The sequence below is a fragment of the Phenylobacterium sp. genome (assembly GCF_028290885.1).
In the GTDB taxonomy this organism is placed as follows: domain Bacteria; phylum Pseudomonadota; class Alphaproteobacteria; order Caulobacterales; family Caulobacteraceae; genus Phenylobacterium.
This window is the reverse complement of record NZ_JAQGIZ010000122.1, coordinates 1-17,581: the sequence shown is the minus strand read 5'-3', so window position 1 is coordinate 17,581 and position 17,581 is coordinate 1. Positions and strand designations below refer to the sequence as shown.

19 protein-coding genes are annotated in these 17,581 nt (G+C 67.0%); 8 read left to right on the top strand and 11 right to left on the bottom strand.

Annotation, left to right across the window (positions count from 1 at the left end):
* Positions 1-447 precede the first annotated feature (447 nt).
* The 4 genes from JWP28_RS08315 to JWP28_RS08300 all read right to left on the bottom strand — a co-directional run bounded on the left by JWP28_RS08315 (position 448) and on the right by JWP28_RS08300 (position 3,262).
* Positions 448-837, bottom strand: coding sequence for a hypothetical protein (locus JWP28_RS08315; RefSeq protein WP_299541955.1), 390 nt, complete (start codon positions 835-837; stop codon positions 448-450).
* A 99-nt stretch (positions 838-936) separates the two neighbouring features.
* Positions 937-1,131, bottom strand: coding sequence for a hypothetical protein (locus tag JWP28_RS08310; protein WP_299541953.1), 195 nt, complete (start codon positions 1,129-1,131; stop codon positions 937-939).
* A gap of 254 nt (positions 1,132-1,385) precedes the next feature.
* Positions 1,386-2,102: a response regulator gene (locus JWP28_RS08305; protein WP_299541952.1), complete on the bottom strand. Its 717-nt coding sequence runs from the start codon at positions 2,100-2,102 to the stop codon at positions 1,386-1,388.
* 464 nt (positions 2,103-2,566) lie between these two features.
* Complete coding sequence (locus JWP28_RS08300) at positions 2,567-3,262, bottom strand: sensor histidine kinase (RefSeq protein WP_299541951.1); 696 nt, start codon at positions 3,260-3,262, stop codon at positions 2,567-2,569.
* A gap of 325 nt (positions 3,263-3,587) precedes the next feature.
* On the opposite strand from JWP28_RS08300, the gene JWP28_RS08295 reads away from it, so the two are divergent.
* A complete protein-coding gene (locus tag JWP28_RS08295) occupies positions 3,588-3,824 on the top strand; it encodes a hypothetical protein (RefSeq protein WP_299541950.1) in 237 nt (78 codons plus the stop codon).
* A gap of 26 nt (positions 3,825-3,850) precedes the next feature.
* On the opposite strand, the gene JWP28_RS08290 is transcribed toward JWP28_RS08295, so the two are convergent.
* Positions 3,851-4,867 carry an aromatic ring-hydroxylating dioxygenase subunit alpha gene (locus JWP28_RS08290; protein ID WP_299541949.1) on the bottom strand — a complete coding sequence of 339 codons (1,017 nt, stop codon included), beginning with the start codon at positions 4,865-4,867 and terminating at the stop codon, positions 3,851-3,853.
* 31 nt (positions 4,868-4,898) lie between these two features.
* Complete coding sequence (locus JWP28_RS08285) at positions 4,899-6,227, bottom strand: amino acid permease (RefSeq protein ID WP_299541948.1); 1,329 nt, start codon at positions 6,225-6,227, stop codon at positions 4,899-4,901.
* Positions 6,228-6,347: 120 nt separating this feature from the next.
* On the opposite strand from JWP28_RS08285, the gene JWP28_RS08280 reads away from it, so the two are divergent.
* Positions 6,348-6,938 carry an NAD(P)H-dependent oxidoreductase gene (locus JWP28_RS08280; protein ID WP_299541947.1) on the top strand — a complete coding sequence of 197 codons (591 nt, stop codon included), beginning with the start codon at positions 6,348-6,350 and terminating at the stop codon, positions 6,936-6,938.
* A 21-nt stretch (positions 6,939-6,959) separates the two neighbouring features.
* On the opposite strand, the gene JWP28_RS08275 is transcribed toward JWP28_RS08280, so the two are convergent.
* Positions 6,960-7,259 (bottom strand): hypothetical protein, encoded by a 300-nt coding sequence (locus JWP28_RS08275; RefSeq protein WP_299541946.1) that lies wholly within the window; start codon positions 7,257-7,259, stop codon positions 6,960-6,962.
* 533 nt (positions 7,260-7,792) lie between these two features.
* On the opposite strand from JWP28_RS08275, the gene JWP28_RS08270 reads away from it, so the two are divergent.
* Complete coding sequence (locus tag JWP28_RS08270; protein ID WP_299541945.1) at positions 7,793-8,281, top strand: hypothetical protein; 489 nt, start codon at positions 7,793-7,795, stop codon at positions 8,279-8,281.
* 22 nt (positions 8,282-8,303) lie between these two features.
* Entirely contained in the window at positions 8,304-9,044 is a 741-nt protein-coding gene (locus JWP28_RS08265; RefSeq protein WP_299541959.1) for a CPBP family intramembrane glutamic endopeptidase, read from the top strand.
* A 24-nt stretch (positions 9,045-9,068) separates the two neighbouring features.
* Here the strand turns inward: JWP28_RS08265 and JWP28_RS08260 are convergent, their stop codons facing one another.
* Positions 9,069-10,580, bottom strand: coding sequence for a carboxylesterase family protein (locus tag JWP28_RS08260; RefSeq protein WP_299541944.1), 1,512 nt, complete (start codon positions 10,578-10,580; stop codon positions 9,069-9,071).
* Between the two features lie 148 nt (positions 10,581-10,728).
* A complete protein-coding gene (locus JWP28_RS08255; RefSeq protein WP_299541943.1) occupies positions 10,729-11,901 on the bottom strand; it encodes a glycosyltransferase in 1,173 nt (390 codons plus the stop codon).
* Between the two features lie 195 nt (positions 11,902-12,096).
* Here JWP28_RS08255 and JWP28_RS08250 point away from each other — a divergent pair, with 195 nt between their 5' ends.
* Together JWP28_RS08250 and JWP28_RS08245 are read left to right on the top strand one after the other, a co-directional pair.
* Positions 12,097-12,324, top strand: a complete 228-nt coding sequence (locus JWP28_RS08250; RefSeq protein ID WP_299541942.1) for a hypothetical protein — start codon at positions 12,097-12,099, stop codon at positions 12,322-12,324.
* Entirely contained in the window at positions 12,321-13,655 is a 1,335-nt protein-coding gene (locus tag JWP28_RS08245) for a hypothetical protein (protein WP_299541941.1), read from the top strand. Before JWP28_RS08250 ends, JWP28_RS08245 begins: the two co-directional genes overlap by 4 nt.
* 164 nt (positions 13,656-13,819) lie before the next feature.
* On the opposite strand, the gene JWP28_RS08240 is transcribed toward JWP28_RS08245, so the two are convergent.
* Together JWP28_RS08240 and JWP28_RS08235 are read right to left on the bottom strand one after the other, a co-directional pair.
* Complete coding sequence (locus JWP28_RS08240) at positions 13,820-14,896, bottom strand: histidine kinase dimerization/phosphoacceptor domain -containing protein (RefSeq protein ID WP_299541940.1); 1,077 nt, start codon at positions 14,894-14,896, stop codon at positions 13,820-13,822.
* A 300-nt stretch (positions 14,897-15,196) separates the two neighbouring features.
* The gene (locus JWP28_RS08235) at positions 15,197-15,976 is read right to left on the bottom strand and encodes an FkbM family methyltransferase (RefSeq protein ID WP_299541939.1); all 780 of its coding nucleotides are present in this window, start codon (positions 15,974-15,976) and stop codon (positions 15,197-15,199) included.
* Positions 15,977-16,200: 224 nt separating this feature from the next.
* Here JWP28_RS08235 and JWP28_RS08230 point away from each other — a divergent pair, with 224 nt between their 5' ends.
* The gene (locus JWP28_RS08230) at positions 16,201-17,016 is read left to right on the top strand and encodes a hypothetical protein (protein ID WP_299541937.1); all 816 of its coding nucleotides are present in this window, start codon (positions 16,201-16,203) and stop codon (positions 17,014-17,016) included.
* Between the two features lie 29 nt (positions 17,017-17,045).
* Positions 17,046-17,234: a Txe/YoeB family addiction module toxin gene (locus JWP28_RS08225; protein WP_366143788.1), complete on the top strand. Its 189-nt coding sequence runs from the start codon at positions 17,046-17,048 to the stop codon at positions 17,232-17,234.
* Positions 17,235-17,581: the final 347 nt, after the last annotated feature.

The window sequence follows — 17,581 nt, the reverse complement described above, 5'->3', positions numbered from 1 at the left end:
TGGCGACTTCGGGGGCGAGTTCGGCCGGATCCCGCGCGGCCGGGACTGCGGAAACGTCGGATTGCGCAGTCATTCCTTGGCCTTCCCAGGGGTCAGGGTGCACGAGAGCCCCGGCGCATAAACGCCGCAGGTCAAATCGGTGTTCCCCCTCGGCGAGTGGGGAGGTTTGCGCCGGCGGGCGCGCCACGATGTTCCTATTTTGTTCTTGACATCCGCGCGCGAATTTGCGACACTTCGGTCAGCGTTGATTGGTGCGCCGCCGGGGGCGGGGCCCGCAAGGAAGCAGATACCGCGCAGGTTCGACGCCGCATTGACGATGTTGGGGTGTTGATCCATGTCGCGGCCGCTGAGCTTCGGCATCCATGGGGACCCAGGGCTTGCGCCCCGGGCGCTCATCCGTTGATGGGGTTGATGGGCGGTGGCGAGGCTGTCACGCCTCGCAGGTCGTCAATGCAGGTCCATGCCGATGACGATCATCGAGACCGTCAATACGGCCAGGCCGGTCAATAGCAGCCGGTCGATCCAGGCCACGTGCCAACTGGCCGCCCGCCGCCGAATGGCCATAGACGACAGCACGATGGTTCCGAGGAAAAAGGCCGCAGCGAACCACGCGATCTCGTCGCCAAAGGTGTTATCGCTCATGCGCGTATAGATCAGCGTCGTGATGATGGCGAAGCACACCGCGAGGAGCGCCGATGCGACGCCTACGACTCTGACGTGGCGGGCTTCTACGTCCTCCACCCGCTGTTCCGGGGGAGCGTAGGCCGACCTGGTGGAATACCGCCGATGAAGCGTCAGGTCTTCAGGCCTGGGCGCCGTTCCGCGTTGTGCTGACATGGTTGTTCTCTCAGTTGCGACGGCAGGTTTGCCGCCTGGTTGGCCCCGCCTTATGGCCGCGTTCGCCGTGGGCGCCCCGCCAGGTCCACACCGAGAAACTCAGCCAAAACGATGGTCCGGAACGATTTCGACCGGCACGCCCATCAGCTTTCGCGGCGACTCAAACCGGTTGTCGCCACTCGCCAGGAAGCCGCGATCCTCCAGGACCGCGCGCCATTCAGCGGGCGTAAAGCGAAGGGCCACGCCGCTGTCGGACGAACGGTCCGTTCGAAACGTCGCGTTGAAGCTTGCCATGGCCGATCTCCATCCAGGTGCGCGACATAGATGGCCCCGGCGGCCGTCAGGATTAGGGCTGTTGTGTCGCGGTCATCGAAATAGATGGGGCGGGCTGGCGATCTTTGGTGGTGGGGCTATCACATTGTTTTACCAACAGAGTCTTGGCTTGGAGCGCGCGCGCCGGCGTCAGTGAGCGCAGCCTTTGCCCCAGACCAGCCCTGAAGGACATTCGGCGTCAGCAGGAGGGCGCCGCGGAGCGCGCGGTCCCGGAGTCAGTTGCGGGTGACCTTGGCGTCGAAGATGTATCCGAGGCCGCGGACGGTGCGGATCACCTCGTTCAGCGCGCCGTGATTAAGCTTGCGGCGAAGCCGGCTGATCTGCACGTCGACGGCGCGGTCAAAGACGTCTGCGTCAGCGCCCATCGTGTTCTCGATCAGCCTGTCGCGGCTCAATATCTGCCGAGGTGCGGCGACGAAGGCCAAAAGCAAGGCGACTTCCCCGGCGCTCAGCAGGATCGTGACGCCGTCGGGGCCGCGAAGGGCGCGGCGGGGAACGTCAAGCGTGTATCCGCTGAACTGGTAACTGCGAGGGGGCGCGACCAGTGGGTTGCCGTCGGTCCGTCGACGAAGGACCGCGCGAATTCGAGCCAGGAGTTCGCGCGGACTGCAGGGCTTGGCCAGATAGTCGTCGGCTCCGAGTTCCAGGCCGATCACGCGGTCGATCTCCTCCCCGGCGGCGCTCAGCATGATGATGGGCGGGCCGCGCCCATCGACCACGCGGCGGCAGATCGAAAGACCGTCCTCGCCAGGCAACATGACGTCGAGAAGCACAAGATCGACCTGAACGGAATTCAGAGAGCGGTCCATCGCAGGGCCGTCATGGGCGCATGCGACCGAATAGCCTTCGCCGTTCAGATAGTCGGCGATGCAATTTCGCAGCCCGGTGTCGTCGTCGACGATGAGGATGTTCGGCGCCTTGCCGTGGTCCATTTCTGCGAGCATTGCCAAGCCTCAGGCCATCGGCGGAACGCTGCTCATCGCAGCTCGCCCATAAAGATTGAATGTGGTTGCGATGGACCGGCGGGGAAAGTCCCGCTCCAGGCGGCGGCCCTTCTTTTGAAGAAAGGGAGACCCTCCCTGGGGGGATGGGAGGGTCTCTGTCGCGCTACGCCCCTGGGGAGGTGGGGTGGAGTGTGGCGCGTCGCGTTTTGATTGGCTCCATTCGCGGGATCAACCTCCCGCTGAGGGGGACATTCGCAACCGATCAGGGCGACGCTTGGACCTCACCGTAACGAAGAAGCGAAATCTTGTTGCCGGTGGGAATTCTGCGTGTCGGCAAGCGATCGCTGTGCGCCAATTAGTTCCCTGTTTGTTCTTGACAACCGGGCGCGAATTTGAGAGACTTCGGGCAGCGTTGATCGGTGCGCCCGCCATTCGGCGCCGAAGCCAGGCGCCTAGGTGACCGCGGTCGACGCCGGAGCGGAGCGACCGGCTTCTCCCGAAGGCGCCGTCACAGTGACCGCGAGGCCAAGCGGGCTGCTGGCGAAATCCAAGGCCGCGCCCATCTGCTCGGCGAGCGAGCGAACGACCCGCATGCCCAGGCCGCCGTCAACTGCAGGGTTGAACCCCTCGGGCAAGCCGACTCCGTCGTCGAGAACCGTCAGGATCAAGTCGCCGCCGCGAGGGCTGCGGCAACTGACATCGATACGCCCGGCGGCGCCGGCTGGGTGAGCGTACTTGACCGCGTTGGTCACCAGTTCAGTGACGATCAGGCCGAGCAGACCGGCTCTCTCCGGCTCGATGGTGCAGGGCTTCGCGTCGCAATTCAGTTCTATCGGCCGGTTCAGACACACCGACTGCGCGAGGATGCCACAGGTAGACGCCAGGTACTCATCCAGGTCGATAAGCCCGCTGTTGAGCCGACCTCCGAGGAGGTGATGCAGGCGTCCCACGGTCTCGATCCGAACGCCCACCTCGTCGAGCATCAGACAGGCCTCGGCTATCGTCAGGGTCCTCTTGGCCTTCGCAACCTGGGACGACTGCAGCCGCACAAAGCCTGCGAGCAACGCCAGATTATTGGCGATGCGATGGTGAGCTTCTCTAAGTAGAGTATCTGACTTATCGGAACCGATATCAACCGTAATCATCATTTACTCGCACCATTCGTGCTAGCGGAGAACAACCCTCCATCATCATCAAGCATAAATAAATTGTAAGCAACATAGTTCCATGGAAGGCAGCGTCAAATTGCCCGTTAAATTGGAGGCGGATGCCAAAATATCCAATTTTACATAATTTAGACTTTACCACCCCAGACATCTATTCCCCCAAAGGCTGAAATCGAGGGCCTTGTGCAGCGATAGCGAAAAGTATGAAATGAGTAAGCAGCGGTCTTGACGCCTTTTGCTGAAAATGTTGGCTTTCAGCCACGCCTACAGTCGGGGCGGCCGAAGTTTCGATCGGAGGAGGGGTGGGATGAATGACCTGTCGCGGCCGGAACGGCTGCAAATCATGCTCACAGAGGATGAACTGGCGGCGCTGGACGATTGGCGGTTCCAGAGGCGGATGCCGAGCCGGGCTGCGGCGGTGCGCGAACTGCTGAAGCGTGGTCTGGCTGCGGAGGGCGTCACCCTGCCGAACGGCCGCACGAAGTCCGCGGACTTCGGCGTCATCTCTTCGAAGGTGGACGGCGAGTCCGCGCCTGGCGAATGAGGCGCGTCTGCCCTCGGGCCTGAGGGCTACGAGGCCGCCGACAGCTTTGCGGGCGCAGGTTCGCCGTGGGCTTCGGCGACGCGGGCCTGGAACCAGGCGACCCCGTGCTCATGCTTCGGGGAGAGTACGCCGCCGCGATAGATTCCGGTCCGCAAGTTGCGCTGCACCTCTTCGCAGACCTGCTTGTCCTGAGCGGTGACCCGGTCTGAGACGGCGAACATCTGCGCGAGCTCAGCCGTGCGCGCAGGGTCGAAGAAGTAGAAATAGTCCAGTCGGGTTTCTTCGGGTCCCACGGCGGTCATGCGCTCGATCATGTAGCCGTGGCGATAGGTGTTGATCGCCAGATTGGGCCACAGCCACGCCCAGGTCCCGGCGTAGACGCCGGCGTCGCGGGGCGGGGCGGAATGGAAGACGACCTGGCCCTCGATCTCGACCCGGTAGTCGGCGACCACCACGTCGGCGTCGAACTCAGGATGCACCAGGGGCAGGTGGTAGCCCTCGAGATAGTTCTCGACGTAGGTCTTCCAGTTGCAGGCCAGCGCATGGCTGCGCCGCTCGATCAGCGGAAACGCCGGAAACGCGGCGGCGTCCCCCAGGGGCGCGAGCGCCTCGGCGAGCGCGGCGGCCGCGAGGTTGAGGTTGACGAACACCAGGCCGCGCCAGGTCTCCACCCGCACCAGAAAGAGCCCGTACCGGCGCGGGTCGAACCCGGCGGCGGCGCCGAAGTCCGTGGCGCTGCGCAGGCGCCCGTCCAGCGCGTAGCGCCAGCCGTGGTAGCGGCAGACGAAGGCTTCGCCGCAATGGCCAGCGCCGTCGGCCACCAGCGCGCCCGCCCGATGCCGGCAGACGTTGTGGAAGGCCGCGAGCCCGCCCTCGGCGTTGCGCACCACAACCACCGGCGCGCCGCCGATCTCCTCGGCGAGGTAGTCGCCGGGGTTCGGGACCATCGCCTCATGGCCGACGAACTGCCAGGTGCGCCGCAGGATCTGCGCCCGGTCGGTGCGCAGGGCCTCGTCGCCGCAATAGAGATCGGCCCGCAGCATGGCGCCTCCGGCAAGACTTGGCCCCGCCAAACTAGCTTCGGCGCAGCCAAAGATACAGGAGGGCCCCGGCGGCGACGGGGACGAGACCGAACGCCAGCTCAAGCGGCTTGCCGGCGGCCATGAGGGCGAGGCTGCAACCCATGGCGAGCAGCGCCGTGGCGCGGGCTGCCAGCCGCCGGCTGGGCGCAAGGCGGCCGGAAAGCCGGATGAGCGAGCCGCCGGCCAGGATATAGGCGTAGAGGCAGAGGATGACGGCGACGTCGGCCAGCACGCCGAACTGGCGTCCAAGGGTGGGGCCGGCGGTGGCGATCGCCACCAGGCTCATCAGACCGCCGGCGAGCGCGAGGTTGATGGCCGACACCCGCTCGCCTGGCCGAGTGCGGAAGAGCGAGGGGAAGACACCGGCGTCGGCGCCGCTGCGGGTGGTCTCGCTGGTCACCAGGGTCCAGCCGGTCAGGCAGCCCTGGGCCCGCAGCAGGCCGCACACCGCGATCAGCGCGGCGAGGCCGACGCCGAGGGTGGTGCGGGCCGCCTGGGCGAAGGGCGCCGATGAGCTGGCCAGGGCGGCGGCCGGCAGGATGCCCATCAGCACGGCGCAGGCGGAGATGTAGAGCGCGGCGACGGCTATGACGCCGACCAGGGTGGCGCGTGGCACATTGCGCGCCGGATCGCGCACCACGCCGGCGGTCGCCGCGGCGCACTCGACGCCCAGGAAGGCCCAGAAGGCGGTCAGCGCCGAGGACCCGGCAGCCGACACGAGCCCCAGGCCCCGCGGATTCCAGGACGCGATGAACACGGCCGGATGGAAGGCCAGCCATCCGACGGTCGCGGCGACCAGGACCGGCAGGAGGCCGAAGGCGAGCGTCAGACCCTCGATACGGGCGACCGCGCGGGGGCCGAACCAGCAGGCGCCGACGCCGAGCCAGATGGACGCGAGGGTGAGCGCAAGCCGGGGCGTGGGTCCGGCCAAGGCCGGCACGAGGTAGCCGACCGCGCCGGCGGCCGCCAGCGCGATCGCCGAGACTCCGATCCAGTTCGTCGCGGGGTAGGCCACCGCCGTCTGGACGCCGAAGAACGGGCCGAGGCCGGCCTCCACATAGCCGGGAAGGCCCTTGGCGGCCGGCGCTGCGATGCCCAGCCAGGCGAACATGCCGGCGAGCGCCAGGGCGGCGGCGGTGGCGGCGATCCAGCCGAGGATCGAGATGGATCCCACGCCGCCCAGACTGGCCGGCAGCAGGTAGATGCCCGAGCCGATCATGCTCCCGGCAACCAGGGCCGTCGCCCCGAAGAGGCCGACGGAGCCGTTGCCCGCAACGGCCGTGGCGTCGCGGCGAAGGACGGTGGTGTCGGTTGCGGCCATTGAGTGCCCCCAGGCCAGGATAGCACCGATCTTTGCCTGGGATCATGAGCGCGACAGCCAACTTTTCCGACACACCCTGGCGGCGTGCGTTCGAGGCGGCGAAGGGGCTACAAGTGGCGGATGGCCGACCGAATCCTCGTTCTTTATGGGTCGTACCGGACGGATCGACTGGGCATCCGGCTCGCCGAATACATCGTGGCGCGGCTGCGCGCGCGGGGCGACGAGCCGGAACTCATCGACGCCAAACGCATCGGCCTTCCGATGCTCGACCGGATGTACAAGGAATTTGCGCCGGGATCCGCGCCGCCGGCCATGGAAGACCTGGCCGCGAAGATCCGGTCCGCCGACGCCTTTGTCTTCGTCACCGGTGAATACAACTGGGGGGTCCAGCCGGGGCTGAAGAACCTGACCGACCATTTTCTCGAGGAGTGGTTTTGGCGCCCCGCTGGGATCGCCAGCTATTCCTTGCGGCGAATATCCGGCGCGCGCGCCAACGTCGCCTGGCACGGCACCTTGTCGGAGATGGGCATGGTGGTGATCTCAAGCACGCTCACGGTCGGTCCCATCACGGACACGCTGAGCGCCGACGCGCAGCCGGCCGGGGAGGCGGGCCAGGCCCTCGAGCGCGCGTTCGGACGCTTTGCGGACGATCTCGCCTGGTGGACCGAAGCCGCGAGGGCCCAGCGCGCCCGACGGGCGCCTCCCTACTGATTGGCCGCCCCGAGTACGAAATCAGGCCGTGCGCCAGAACGCCTGCTCGATGCTGTGGGTCTCGAAAAGACCCTTCGCGAGCGCCTGCCGGATCGAGGCGTCGTAGTCAGGCGCGGCCTGGAGCTGGTCCATGAGTTTTTCGACCGCGGCCATGTTTTCAAGGCGGGTAACCCACAGGACGTCGGAGTGACCGCCGACGCGCGCCGCCACCTGGACCTCAACTCCCGAAATCTTGGTTACGATGCCGGCGACTTCATGGGCCCAAGTCATGGCGTCGGGGATCGGGCCCACGATCCGAGCACGAGTGGAGAACATGATCATAATTTCCTCCATCTTGGATTTTCGGTGAAAGCCCCCGACAGGTTGACGTGCAAAAAACTGGGCGCTCGCCGACGAGGAGCAAAAGCGGACAACCATGCCCGGTAACAACTCGTCGATAAGGGCGCCAGAACTCAGCCTAGAGTAGAATTGCCCTAAGCGATCGGCCGGCAAATAGACAGCGCACACGCGGAAGCTTACGAACGAAGCTAAATTGGTACATGCGCAGTTAAACAATCTGCGCCATCCGGTGCGACGTCAAGTGACGTCTTCGCGATGACTTACGTCGACTGCCGATAACCTGGGCGTTCGGCCGTGGTGGGCCCGTGCTCTGAGGTGCGCGGCCGCGGCGTCAGCGTGACGGCAGGCGCGCCGCGGCGATGGACGCGATCAGTTGCGTCCCGCCAAGATGGCTAGCAAGAACACACTGTTTCGGACCGTGAAGGCGCGCATAAGGTCAAGCTATACCGCTCGATGGCGCACACAAACTTAGCTTTCGGCGGCAGCCTGGCTGCAACTTGGCGGGAGCATCGAGGGTGATGATGTCACTGGAGCAAGCGTCCTATGTTGCGCAGATCGCGGGCGGCGCCGCGGTCGTGATCTCGCTGGCGTACGTCGGCTTCCAGCTGCGCCAAAACACGGTGCAGCTTGCCCGCGGCGAGGCCAATGCGGCGCTTGGCCAGAATTCGGCGTTCAGGCTGGCGATCGCCAACAATCGCGAGGTGGCGCAACTTTGGATCCAGGGCTTGGCCGGCGCCCCGCTGGAGCCGCATGACCGCCTGCGATTCGACATGCTGCTCTCGGAAAACCTCTGGATTTCATTCCATCTCTGGGATCGCTCAAGGCTCCGGCTTGGATCGGAGGGACAGTGGTCGAGGGGCGTGGTGCGTGGCCTCGTCGAGAGGCTTTCAACTGCAGGGGGAAGCAAGTGGTGGGCCCGATTCAAGGACCGCTATCCTCCGGCCTACGTTTCCGAGATCGACAGGGAGTTGGCCGCAACGTCGCCTGAGGGTGACCTGAACTAGGGCCGGCGGGAGCGGGGGCGTGATGGAAGTCGCGAAGGACAGGACGGCTGGCGCACCGGGCGGCCGCCTGGGCGCGGTCGTCGATGTGGCGATCTGGCTGGGCGTCCTCGTTCTGGAGGCGGTGGTCGTCAGCAGATTGGGCGGCCGGACGCCGAGCGGCGCCTTCACGCGGCTGGCCGCGCCGGCTGAAATGCTGGTTCTCCTGATCGTGGCGACGATGCTGATGCGGCGACGCGGCGAAGGCTGGCGTTCGGTCGGGCTGGCGCCGCCGGCTTCGATCCGACGGGTGGCGGGGCTGGTCGTGGGAGGCTATCTCGCGGCCATCGCCTCAAACGCCGCCTGCGTATTGCTCGCCTTCCCGGCGCTTGGCCTTTCCCCCCCCAGCTTCGGCGCTCTTGGAGCGCTGCAGGGCCACCCATGGGCCTTCGCCCAGTGGCTGGTGGTGGCCTGGGTCTCCGCCGCCGTGGGCGAGGAGCTGCAGTTCCGCGGGTTCCTGTGGTCGCGGATCGAGCGCCTGTTCGGCGGCGGTCGATGGGCCGTCGCGCCGACCCTGGTGGTGCAGGCCGGCCTCTTCGGCTTGGGCCACATCTATCAGGGCCTGGGGGGCGCGCTGGTGACGGGCGGGATGGGGCTGGTGCTGGGCGTGGTGTTGCTGGCCGGTCGGCGCAATCTGGTTGGCTGCATGGTGCTGCACGGACTGATCGACACGATCAGCCTGACGGCGATGTTCCTTGGTGCGGTCCCGACCGCCGCCGCGCCGTGATTACGTCATGGCGGGAGACCTGACCTACCGCGCCGCCGCCGCGAGCTGCTCGACGAGGTCGAGGGTGGCCCGGTGGAAGGCGGGGCGGGGATGGACGCCATCGGCGCCGAACTCGAGCACCGTCTCGGTGGCGGGGTCGTAGCGAGGCCAGGCCACGCCGCCGGCGCTGTCGGGATCGGAGGCCTTGGCGAAGGCGACCCAGTAGGCCATGGCCTGGCCGCTGATCTTGCGGTCCTCCGGCGTGGCGGCGGCGATGGTGCGGCCGCCGTAGGGGGTCGGTTTGTCGGGGACGTTGTCGAACACGTAGATGATCTCGCCGCCGTGGCTGAGGCCGTGAATGGCGGCGCGCTGGGCGGCCGGCACGTAGGAGAAGTAGTAGACCCAGGCCCTCTGGCCGTTCTTCGTGTGCAGGCGTGCGAGAAGGCGGTCGGGCTCGATGACGGCGGCTTCCGTGCCCAGGTCCCACTGGACGTTCATGAGGTCCGAGGGACTGCCATATGCGGCGATCAACTTGTCGCGGAGCGGGCCGGCGCGATCGAGCGGGGTGGTCTTCGGAAACAGGCTGGCTTCCCAGCTGTTGCCGCCGGCGATGTAGGGCACCTTGAGCTCGCGACCGGCGGCGAAGGCGGCGGCGGGACCCTCCGGCAGGACCTTGCCGTCGAGGATCGGGGTGACCTGGCCGGCGGGCTTGGAGAGCTGCTCGGCGCTGAGCGCGCGGAGCGCCTTCAGGGCTTCCGGGCCGGAGCCGGTGACGCCCAAGGCCGCGGCGTAGTCGACGCCGACCTTTTCGGCGGCGGCCATCGGCAGGCCGGGGATGCGGCCGAAGCCGGACTCGGAGATCGCCTTGGCGAACAGCCCCTTGGCCTGGGGCGAGGCCATGAGGTCGTTGATCAGGATGCCGCCGGCGGACTCCCCGAAGGCGGTGACGTTGGCCGGATCGCCGCCGAAGGCCGCGATGTTGGCCTTGACCCACTTCAGGGCCGCGAGGTTGTCCATCATGCCGTAGTTGGCGAGCGGGGCGCCGGGCTGCTCGGCGGTGAGCGCCGCGTGGGCGAAGAAGCCCAGGCGGCCGAGGCGATAGTTCACCGTGACCAGCACCACGCCTTTCTGGGCGAAGTGGGTCCCGTCATAGATGAAGTTGGAGCCCGAGCCGCCGGTGAACGAGCCGCCGTGGATCCAGACCATCACCGGCAGCTTGGCGCCACGCTTGAAGTTGGCCGGGGTCCAGACATTGAGGGTCAGGCAGTCCTCGGACTGTTTCACGTCCGGGGCGACCTGGCGCATCTGCATGCACATGGGGCCGAAGGCCGTGGCGTCGCGGGTTCCGGTCCAGCCCTTGGGGGCTTGCGGCGGGCGCCAGCGCAGCTCGCCCACCGGCGGGGCGGCGAAGGGGATGGCCTTGAAGCTGGCGACCGCGCCGGAGACATGGCCGTGAAGGGCGCCTTGAGCGACCTTGGCGGTGTCGGCGGCGTAGGCGGTGGTCGCCGCAAGGGTAAGGGCCGCCGCGGTGGCGGTGATGAGGTGGCGAAGGATCATGCGTCGGTCCCGATGGCCCGCTTGTGTTTGGCGGCGGTCGGTTGCGGGAGCCGGCGCCTGTTCGGACGTTCGCGGTCGCTTGGTTGCGGGTCAAGCGACGGATAAGGGTCGTCCGGTTTCGATCTATGCAGATTTGGCCTGGCGGCGTTCACGCCGCACCGACGAAGTCGACGATTTGCTGCGCCCGGTGACGCCATAGGCCGGATCGCATGACCTTCTCCTGGCCGCTCCGTGCGACGGCCTCCCCCTCGTCGAGGTCGAGCAGCCTGCCGACGACGTCCGCCGCCGAGCCGGGTTCAGCGCGGTTGAAGAAGCCGATCGCTTTGCCGCCGCCGAACAGTTCGTCCAGCGGCTGGCTGAAATCCGAGGCGACGGCGGCGCCGGCGAGGGCGGCGTAGATCGCGCGCTCGCATGCGCCGTTCGCGGCGTTCAGGTTCAGGACAACCCGTGAATTGCCGTAGAGCGCCGAAATATCCTCGAATTTGACCTCGGCGAGGTAGGTCACATGGCGGCGCTCGCCCAGAAACGCCTCCCACCCGGCCCCGCAGATCGTCACCGGTAGCCCGGCGTCGACGAGCGAACGGATAATGCTGATCCGGTCCATGTTGCGGACATAGGTCAGCGGCTCGCGGAGGAAGTTGTGCATCTGCGCATCGAACCCGGCATCGTCCCCCAGGCGCGCGCCGAGCTCCAGCGTCGCAGCCGTATCGTTGAACGCGTCCAGCAGCGAGGCTTCGCGATCGGCCAGCAGGCGATCGACGACGCCCTGCAACAGGCGCTTGCCCGGACTGTCCTCTGCTTGTTCCCACAGGCGCTGCGGCTCGCCGTTCCAGGTGGCGGCCGCGAACACCGGCCATTCACGCGAGCGATAGTCTTTCGTCGCAGCCCGCGGCGGCTCTCCACTTGGCAGCATCGTCATGCCCTGCCCAGGCAGCTTGACCGCCTGGGCGTACCGCAGGTGACTGGGGTTTGAATAGATGGCGTACCTGCCCTGCAGCACGCTGGCGAGGCTGTGCGGAGCATAGATCGGGTGATCGAGCTGCCAGCCGACGAACTTCACGCCCAGGGCGTCGAACAAGGACCTCCCGTCGCTGAGCGTGACACCGCCGAAGAAGGAGCTGAAGGAGAGCACGGCGTCGTAGCGCGCCGCCTGAAGCTCGGCCGCGAGATGGTCGGCCGGCGCTACGCCGTTCACGACGTGAACGGACTGGTCGGAGACCAGGGCCTGATGTCCCAGCTCGGACAGCGCCCCCTGCAGCGAAAGCACAAAGCGGCTGTAGGGGTGGCCCTCGGCCATGGCCTTGATAAGCAGGATCCTCATCGCGCGGCCCGACGACAGGCGCCGTGACCATCACGCCGCAACCTTGGGTTATCCTCCGATGACTCGCGGCGCCCGCAAAGCGGGCCCAATTCCTCAACAATTCAGGAGTTTCCGATGTCCACCAAAGGCGGGCGCGCGGCTGCGCGTCCTCGACCTCGCACGCCTGCGGAGAAGCTGCGGCGCAAGGCGCAAGCGATGAGCTTCCTGGCGCTCGAGGCGCTGGCCAAGATCATGCTGGACAAGGACGCGCCCGCGCCGGTCAAGCTGGCTGCGGCGCGAGAAGTGATGGACAGGGGGTACGGGCGCCCGAAGGTCGGCTGCGAGTTCGACGCCCCTGAGGGGCTGACGGTTATCGTCAAGCGCTTCAGCGAGGTGACGCCGGAAGACGAAGCCGAGGCCGATGCGACGGAGGCCGCCCTTTGAGTAAGGCAATCGTGCCGCGGCGCTGGCGGCCGCGCGGCTATCAGCAGCCGCTCTGGGACTACCTTGAGGGCGGCGGCAAGCGGGCCGACGTGGTGGCGCATCGGCGTTGGGGCAAGGACGAGGTGGCGCTGAACTGGGCCGCTTGTCAGGCCATGGAGTCCCAAGGGACGTACTGGCATCTGCTGCCGGAGGCGAGCCAGGGCCGCAAGGCGATCTGGGACGCGGTCAACCCCCACAGCGGCAAACGGCGGATCGACGAGGCGTTCCCGAAGTCGATCCGGACGCGGACGCGCGACGCCGAGATGATGATCCACCTCAAGGAGGGCTCGACCTGGCAGGTCGTCGGGTCCGACAACTTCAACTCGCTCATGGGCTCGCCGCCGGCCGGCGTGGTGTTCTCCGAGTGGTCGCTGGCCAAGCCCGAGGCGTGGAGCTTCATCCGGCCGATCCTGGCGGAGAACGGGGGCTGGGCGCTGTTCCTGTGGACGCCGCGCGGGCGGGGGCACGCGACGCGGGCGTTCGAGAGCCGCAGGCTGCGGCCGGACGAGTGGTTCACCCTGCGCTCGCCGGCGACGGACACCGACGTGTTCAGCCGCGAGCAGCTGGAGCGGGAGCGGGCCGAGATGATCGCCGAGCTGGGCAGCGAGGAGGAGGGGGAGGCGCGGTATGCCTCGGAGTACCTGGTGGACTTCGACGCCGCCGCGCCCGGGGCCTATTACGCGAGCCTGCTGGCGCAGGCCGAGCGCGAGGGGCGGGTGGGGCGCGTGCCCTACGACCCGGCGCTGAAGGTGGACACCGCCTGGGACCTCGGCATCGACGACTACACGGCGGTCTGGTTCTTCCAGCAGGCCGGACGCGAGGTCAGGGCCATCGACTATTTCGAGACCTCGGGCGAGGGGCTGCAGGCGGTGGTGCGCCAGGCGCTGGCCGGCAAGCCCTATGTGTTCGGGACCCATCACCTGCCGCACGACGTGATGGTGCGCGAGCTGGGGGCGGCGGGCCGCTCGCGGTTCGAGACCCTGGGCGGACTGGGCGTGTCGCCGATCTCCGTGGGGGCGGCGATGGACCCGGAGGAGCGGATCAACGCCGGGCGGCTGATGATCCCGATGACCTGGTTCGATGCGGCCAAGTGCGCCGGCGGCCTCGAGCGGCTGCGCGGCTACCGCAAGCGCTGGAACCGGGCGACGCGTAGCTATGGCGGCCCGCTGCACGACCAGGCCAGCCACGGCGCCGACGCCTTCGGCGAGTTCGCCGCCAATCGCGCGGGTGGAGCGGCGGCGAAGCGGCCTGCGCGGCCGGGGATGGGCGAGCCGCTGGGGTGGATGGGGTGAGCGCTAGTGTGCTGGATTTGAAGTTCGCCCTACTCACGGGCCACGCGCCGAGCGAACTTCAAATCCAAAAAGCACACTAGAAAAATCGGCTTGCTAGTGTCCTCATCGATTCCGAAGTTCGCCACAGCCAACCGCAAGCGCTTGCGAACTTCGGAATCGGGACACTAGAGCAGCCGGGCCTGGCTGTCCGGGGCGGGTTCGGTCGCGCCCGTGTTCGGAAGGCGCACGGTGAAGGCCGCGCCGTCCCGGCAGTCGGTATCCAGGGTCGCGCCGAGCTGCTGGACCAAGGAGCGGACCAGCCGCATGCCGAGGCCGGCCGGGTTGGGCTTGTCGGGAAGGCCGGGTCCGCTGTCGTCGACCTGCAGGCGCAGGCCCGCGCCCTCGCGCGTCAGCTTCACCGAGATCGTCCCGACCGCCGGCGCCGGATAGGCGTGCTTGGCGGCGTTGGTGATGAGCTCGTTGACGACCACGCCGAGGGCGACGGCCTTGTCGAGCGACAGGACCGAAGGCTCGGCCTCGACCGTCAGCTGCACGCGGGCCTTGTCGACGACCGACTCGCCGAGCCGCGCGCAGAGGTCATGCAGATAGGTGGAGAAATCCACCTCGTCCTTGCGGCCGGAGCGGTAGAGGCTGGCGTGCACGTCGGCGATGGTCTGGATCCGGTCGACGGCCCTGGCCAGGTGATCGCGGACCTCCGGCAAGTGGGCCACGCGGCCTTGCATGGAGAGCATCGCCGAGACCACGGCCAGGTTGTTCTTCACCCGATGGTTCAGTTCGTCGAACATCTCGGACTGGCGAGCCTCGGCGCGCTTGCGCTCGGTGACGTCGACCACCAGCTGGGCGAGCCGGTCGCGGCCGATCTGGCTGAGGTGGATGTCGAACCAGCGTGGGCCGCCCGGGCGGTGGTATTCGAAGTGCAGTGGGTGGCCCTTCAGCGCGGTTTCGCAGGCCTGCAGCAAGGCCTGCAGCAAGGCCGGCGGCGAGTTGCTCAGGATCTCGCTCTGCCGCCGCCCGACCAGCGACGCCTCCTCGCCGAGCATTCTGTGGAGCGCCGGGTTGGCTTCCAGGACCACGTAGTCGATGACTCCGCCGGCCGCGTCGCGCACCGTTTCCACCATGGCGAAACCGTCGGAGACGCCTTCGAAGAGGGTCCGGTAGCGCAGCTCGCGCTCGATGAACTGGGCGCGGCTGGAGCGGAGGCCGCCGATGAGGTCGCGAAGCCGGCTGGGCGCACCCGACACGACTTCGCCAACTCCCCCGCGGCGAGCGGCGGCGCCCTGCTCAGCAGAGGTTCCGAAGTCTCCCATCTCCGAACCCGGGAATTGCTGCATCCATTATGTAAGCACGAAGTCGAAACGCCCCACCGACCCCGGGTATCCGTCCGGAGCAACAATTTGAGAAGCTTAACAGAATCCCCGCATGACGGCACTCAACTGACCGTTGCGAACAGCGGTATGATGGATTTCGCGAGGGCGCCGGCGGCGTGGGAGCAGGGAGTCAAATCGCCCAGGGCGGCGGCTCTGAACCGCCGGCCGCCAACCCTAGGCTGCGTCCGCCCGATACATGATGCAGTCGATCTCCATGAGATCGGGGAAGTGGCCGCGCGAACAGGGAACCAGGGCGCTCAGGCGGAAGCCAAGGTTGGCGTAGACGTCGAGCACCTCCGCGAAGCCCCGCGTGCCCTCGTAGAGATGGCGCACCGCCAGCTCGCTCTGCAGTCCGACGAAGGATTGGATGGCGTCGCCGGCGCCCTCGACCACGGCCAGGTCGCTGCCCTGGGTGTCCATCTTGAGGAACGGCCGGGAAAAGCCGAGCTGCTCGCGCCATTTCGGAAGCTCGGCGGCCACCGTCGATCGCATGACCTGGATCTGGCGGGCGACGGTGTTCTGGCCCTCGTAGATCTCCGGCTGGTCCGCGGTCGGCCGGTTCAGCGAACTGAAGGTGCTGGCGGTCATGACGTTGAAGGTCGCCGGGCCGCCTTCACGGTCCAGGGCCAGGGGCGCCACGAACCACAGGGGATCGGCCTCGGCGCTCGCGCGCAGGCGCTCGGCCACTTCCGGAATAGGTTCGAAGGAGATGATCGCACCCTTGAAGCCGACGTCCCGCCGAAGCTGGGTGGCGTATTGCCCTTCGTTGGCGCCGACGTCGAAGACCGCATCGACCCCGAAGCGATCGAACATCTGGCGCAGGCAAAGCCGCTCCGGCAGCTGATGAATCTCGGCCGGGTGGACGATCAGCGCGCCGGTCAAGCGCTCCACAGTTTTCGCGAGCTGACGCTTCAGGCTGACCATCACGCCACGAAGCGTGGGCGGCGCGGTCACGTCAAGGCCAGAAGCGGCGCCTTGGGCGGGGTGTGGGGCGATGGAATCATTTTGTTCGCATTTTGTTCTTGACATCCGCGCGCGAATTTGAGATAGTTTTGGCAGCGTTGATTGGTGCGCCCGCGGCGCAGACTTCGCTCCCCGCCTTCGAATTTTGAGGATCGCCGCCGGCTCGACGGGAGCCTGCGTTTGCGCGCCTCGCGTCTGCCAACCAGGAGCAGCCAATGCCTTTCATGCCCCGGGGCGAGCCCCAATCCGTGCCGGATCCGGATGGGGACGCCTACGACGAGATGCTGCGACGCTATCGGGCGCGGAGCACGGACGATGCCGCCGCGTCCGACGATCTCCTTGTTGGAAGCAGCGACGCCGACCAACTCATTGGCGGCTCAGGTGACGACGATTTGGGGCAACGGTTTGGGGCAACCATGAAGAAGGGCTTCCAGGACTTCATGGCGAAGGACGCAAACGGCAGGCCCCTTCATCCGATGGGCCATCCAGGTCTCGCGGAATCGATCGTGCCCGTCGTTGGCTCCGCGCATGAAGCTGTCGCCGACTTTCAGGAGGGCCATCCGTTCCTGGCGGCGGCCAACGTGGGCTTGGCGGGGCTTGAACTCACCGGCGTAGGAGACGTCGGGAGCGACCTCGTCAAAGGCGGGATACGATTTGGTCGAAGCCAGACCTGGAACGCCCTTCGGAAGGCCTATGGAAAGGAAGGCCTGATCGACGCCTTCCAACCGGGCCACCACATCATAGAGCGCCAACACATCCCCGGCTGGGTGCCGGACCGTGTCGCAAACCACTGGCTGAACATCAAACCCATGACTGACCGGGTCATCGACGGCGTCGAGCATACGGGTGCGCAAGTTCACCGCCGCATCCACGGTCGCGCCCGGGTAAATGGTCAGCTGATGCCGCGGTTTACGCCTCTTCAGCGCCTCCAGTACGCAACAAAGCCCTCCACTAGAGCTCTACTGGGCGTTGCACCCGAAACGCTTGGGCGGGTCGTGGGTGACGGCCTGGCGGACAATCTCAACGACTAGATTTCTGGCCCGCCAACACGCTCGACCGGCTGAACGGCCTGATCAAGGAATGCCTGCGCGAGCCTTTCCGCGGGACCGGCAAGCCCGAACCGCTGCGCGGCGATCTCCAGGGATGGCGGTCGCGGCGGATCACGATCGAGGATCGTCTGGTCTATCGCGTTTCCGGCAAGGGCGCGGCCCAGCAGCTGGAGATCGCGCAGTGCCGGTTCCACTACTGAGGTAGTTGTTCGTGTTTTGTTCTTGACACCCGCGCGCGAATTCGGTAAAGTTTTGTCAGCGTTGATTGGTGCGCCCGCGGCTCTGCGGTGAGGCTCCGGTTCGCTCCTTCATTCAGCCGTCGTGGCCCTGACTTCCTGCTTGAGGAGGGGCCGCCTTTCCACCCGCCGGGCTCGCTCGTGCGGGCGTTTTCACGTGTCGCCTTTTGAGGGTCAAAGCCTTGTCCGACGACGAGATCATCAGGGAAGCCCGCGAGGCTTTCGAGCTGGCGGCGGACGCCGAGGCGGAGAACCGGCGCGAGGCGCTGGACGACCTGCGGTTCGCCCGTCTCGGCGAGCAGTGGCCTGCG

Coding starts and splice junctions, on each gene's coding strand:
- JWP28_RS08300 (WP_299541951.1), bottom strand. CDS start 3,262: ATGATGATTACGGTTGATATCGGTTCCGATAAGTCAGATACTCTACTT.
- JWP28_RS08230 (WP_299541937.1), top strand. CDS start 16,201: ATGCCTTTCATGCCCCGGGGCGAGCCCCAATCCGTGCCGGATCCGGAT.
- JWP28_RS08285 (WP_299541948.1), bottom strand. CDS start 6,227: ATGGCCGCAACCGACACCACCGTCCTTCGCCGCGACGCCACGGCCGTT.
- JWP28_RS08275 (WP_299541946.1), bottom strand. CDS start 7,259: ATGATCATGTTCTCCACTCGTGCTCGGATCGTGGGCCCGATCCCCGAC.
- JWP28_RS08280 (WP_299541947.1), top strand. CDS start 6,348: ATGGCCGACCGAATCCTCGTTCTTTATGGGTCGTACCGGACGGATCGA.
- JWP28_RS08295 (WP_299541950.1), top strand. CDS start 3,588: ATGAATGACCTGTCGCGGCCGGAACGGCTGCAAATCATGCTCACAGAG.
- JWP28_RS08260 (WP_299541944.1), bottom strand. CDS start 10,580: ATGATCCTTCGCCACCTCATCACCGCCACCGCGGCGGCCCTTACCCTT.
- JWP28_RS08315 (WP_299541955.1), bottom strand. CDS start 837: ATGTCAGCACAACGCGGAACGGCGCCCAGGCCTGAAGACCTGACGCTT.
- JWP28_RS08310 (WP_299541953.1), bottom strand. CDS start 1,131: ATGGCAAGCTTCAACGCGACGTTTCGAACGGACCGTTCGTCCGACAGC.
- JWP28_RS08265 (WP_299541959.1), top strand. CDS start 8,304: ATGGAAGTCGCGAAGGACAGGACGGCTGGCGCACCGGGCGGCCGCCTG.
- JWP28_RS08250 (WP_299541942.1), top strand. CDS start 12,097: ATGAGCTTCCTGGCGCTCGAGGCGCTGGCCAAGATCATGCTGGACAAG.
- JWP28_RS08290 (WP_299541949.1), bottom strand. CDS start 4,867: ATGCTGCGGGCCGATCTCTATTGCGGCGACGAGGCCCTGCGCACCGAC.
- JWP28_RS08305 (WP_299541952.1), bottom strand. CDS start 2,102: ATGGACCACGGCAAGGCGCCGAACATCCTCATCGTCGACGACGACACC.
- JWP28_RS08255 (WP_299541943.1), bottom strand. CDS start 11,901: ATGAGGATCCTGCTTATCAAGGCCATGGCCGAGGGCCACCCCTACAGC.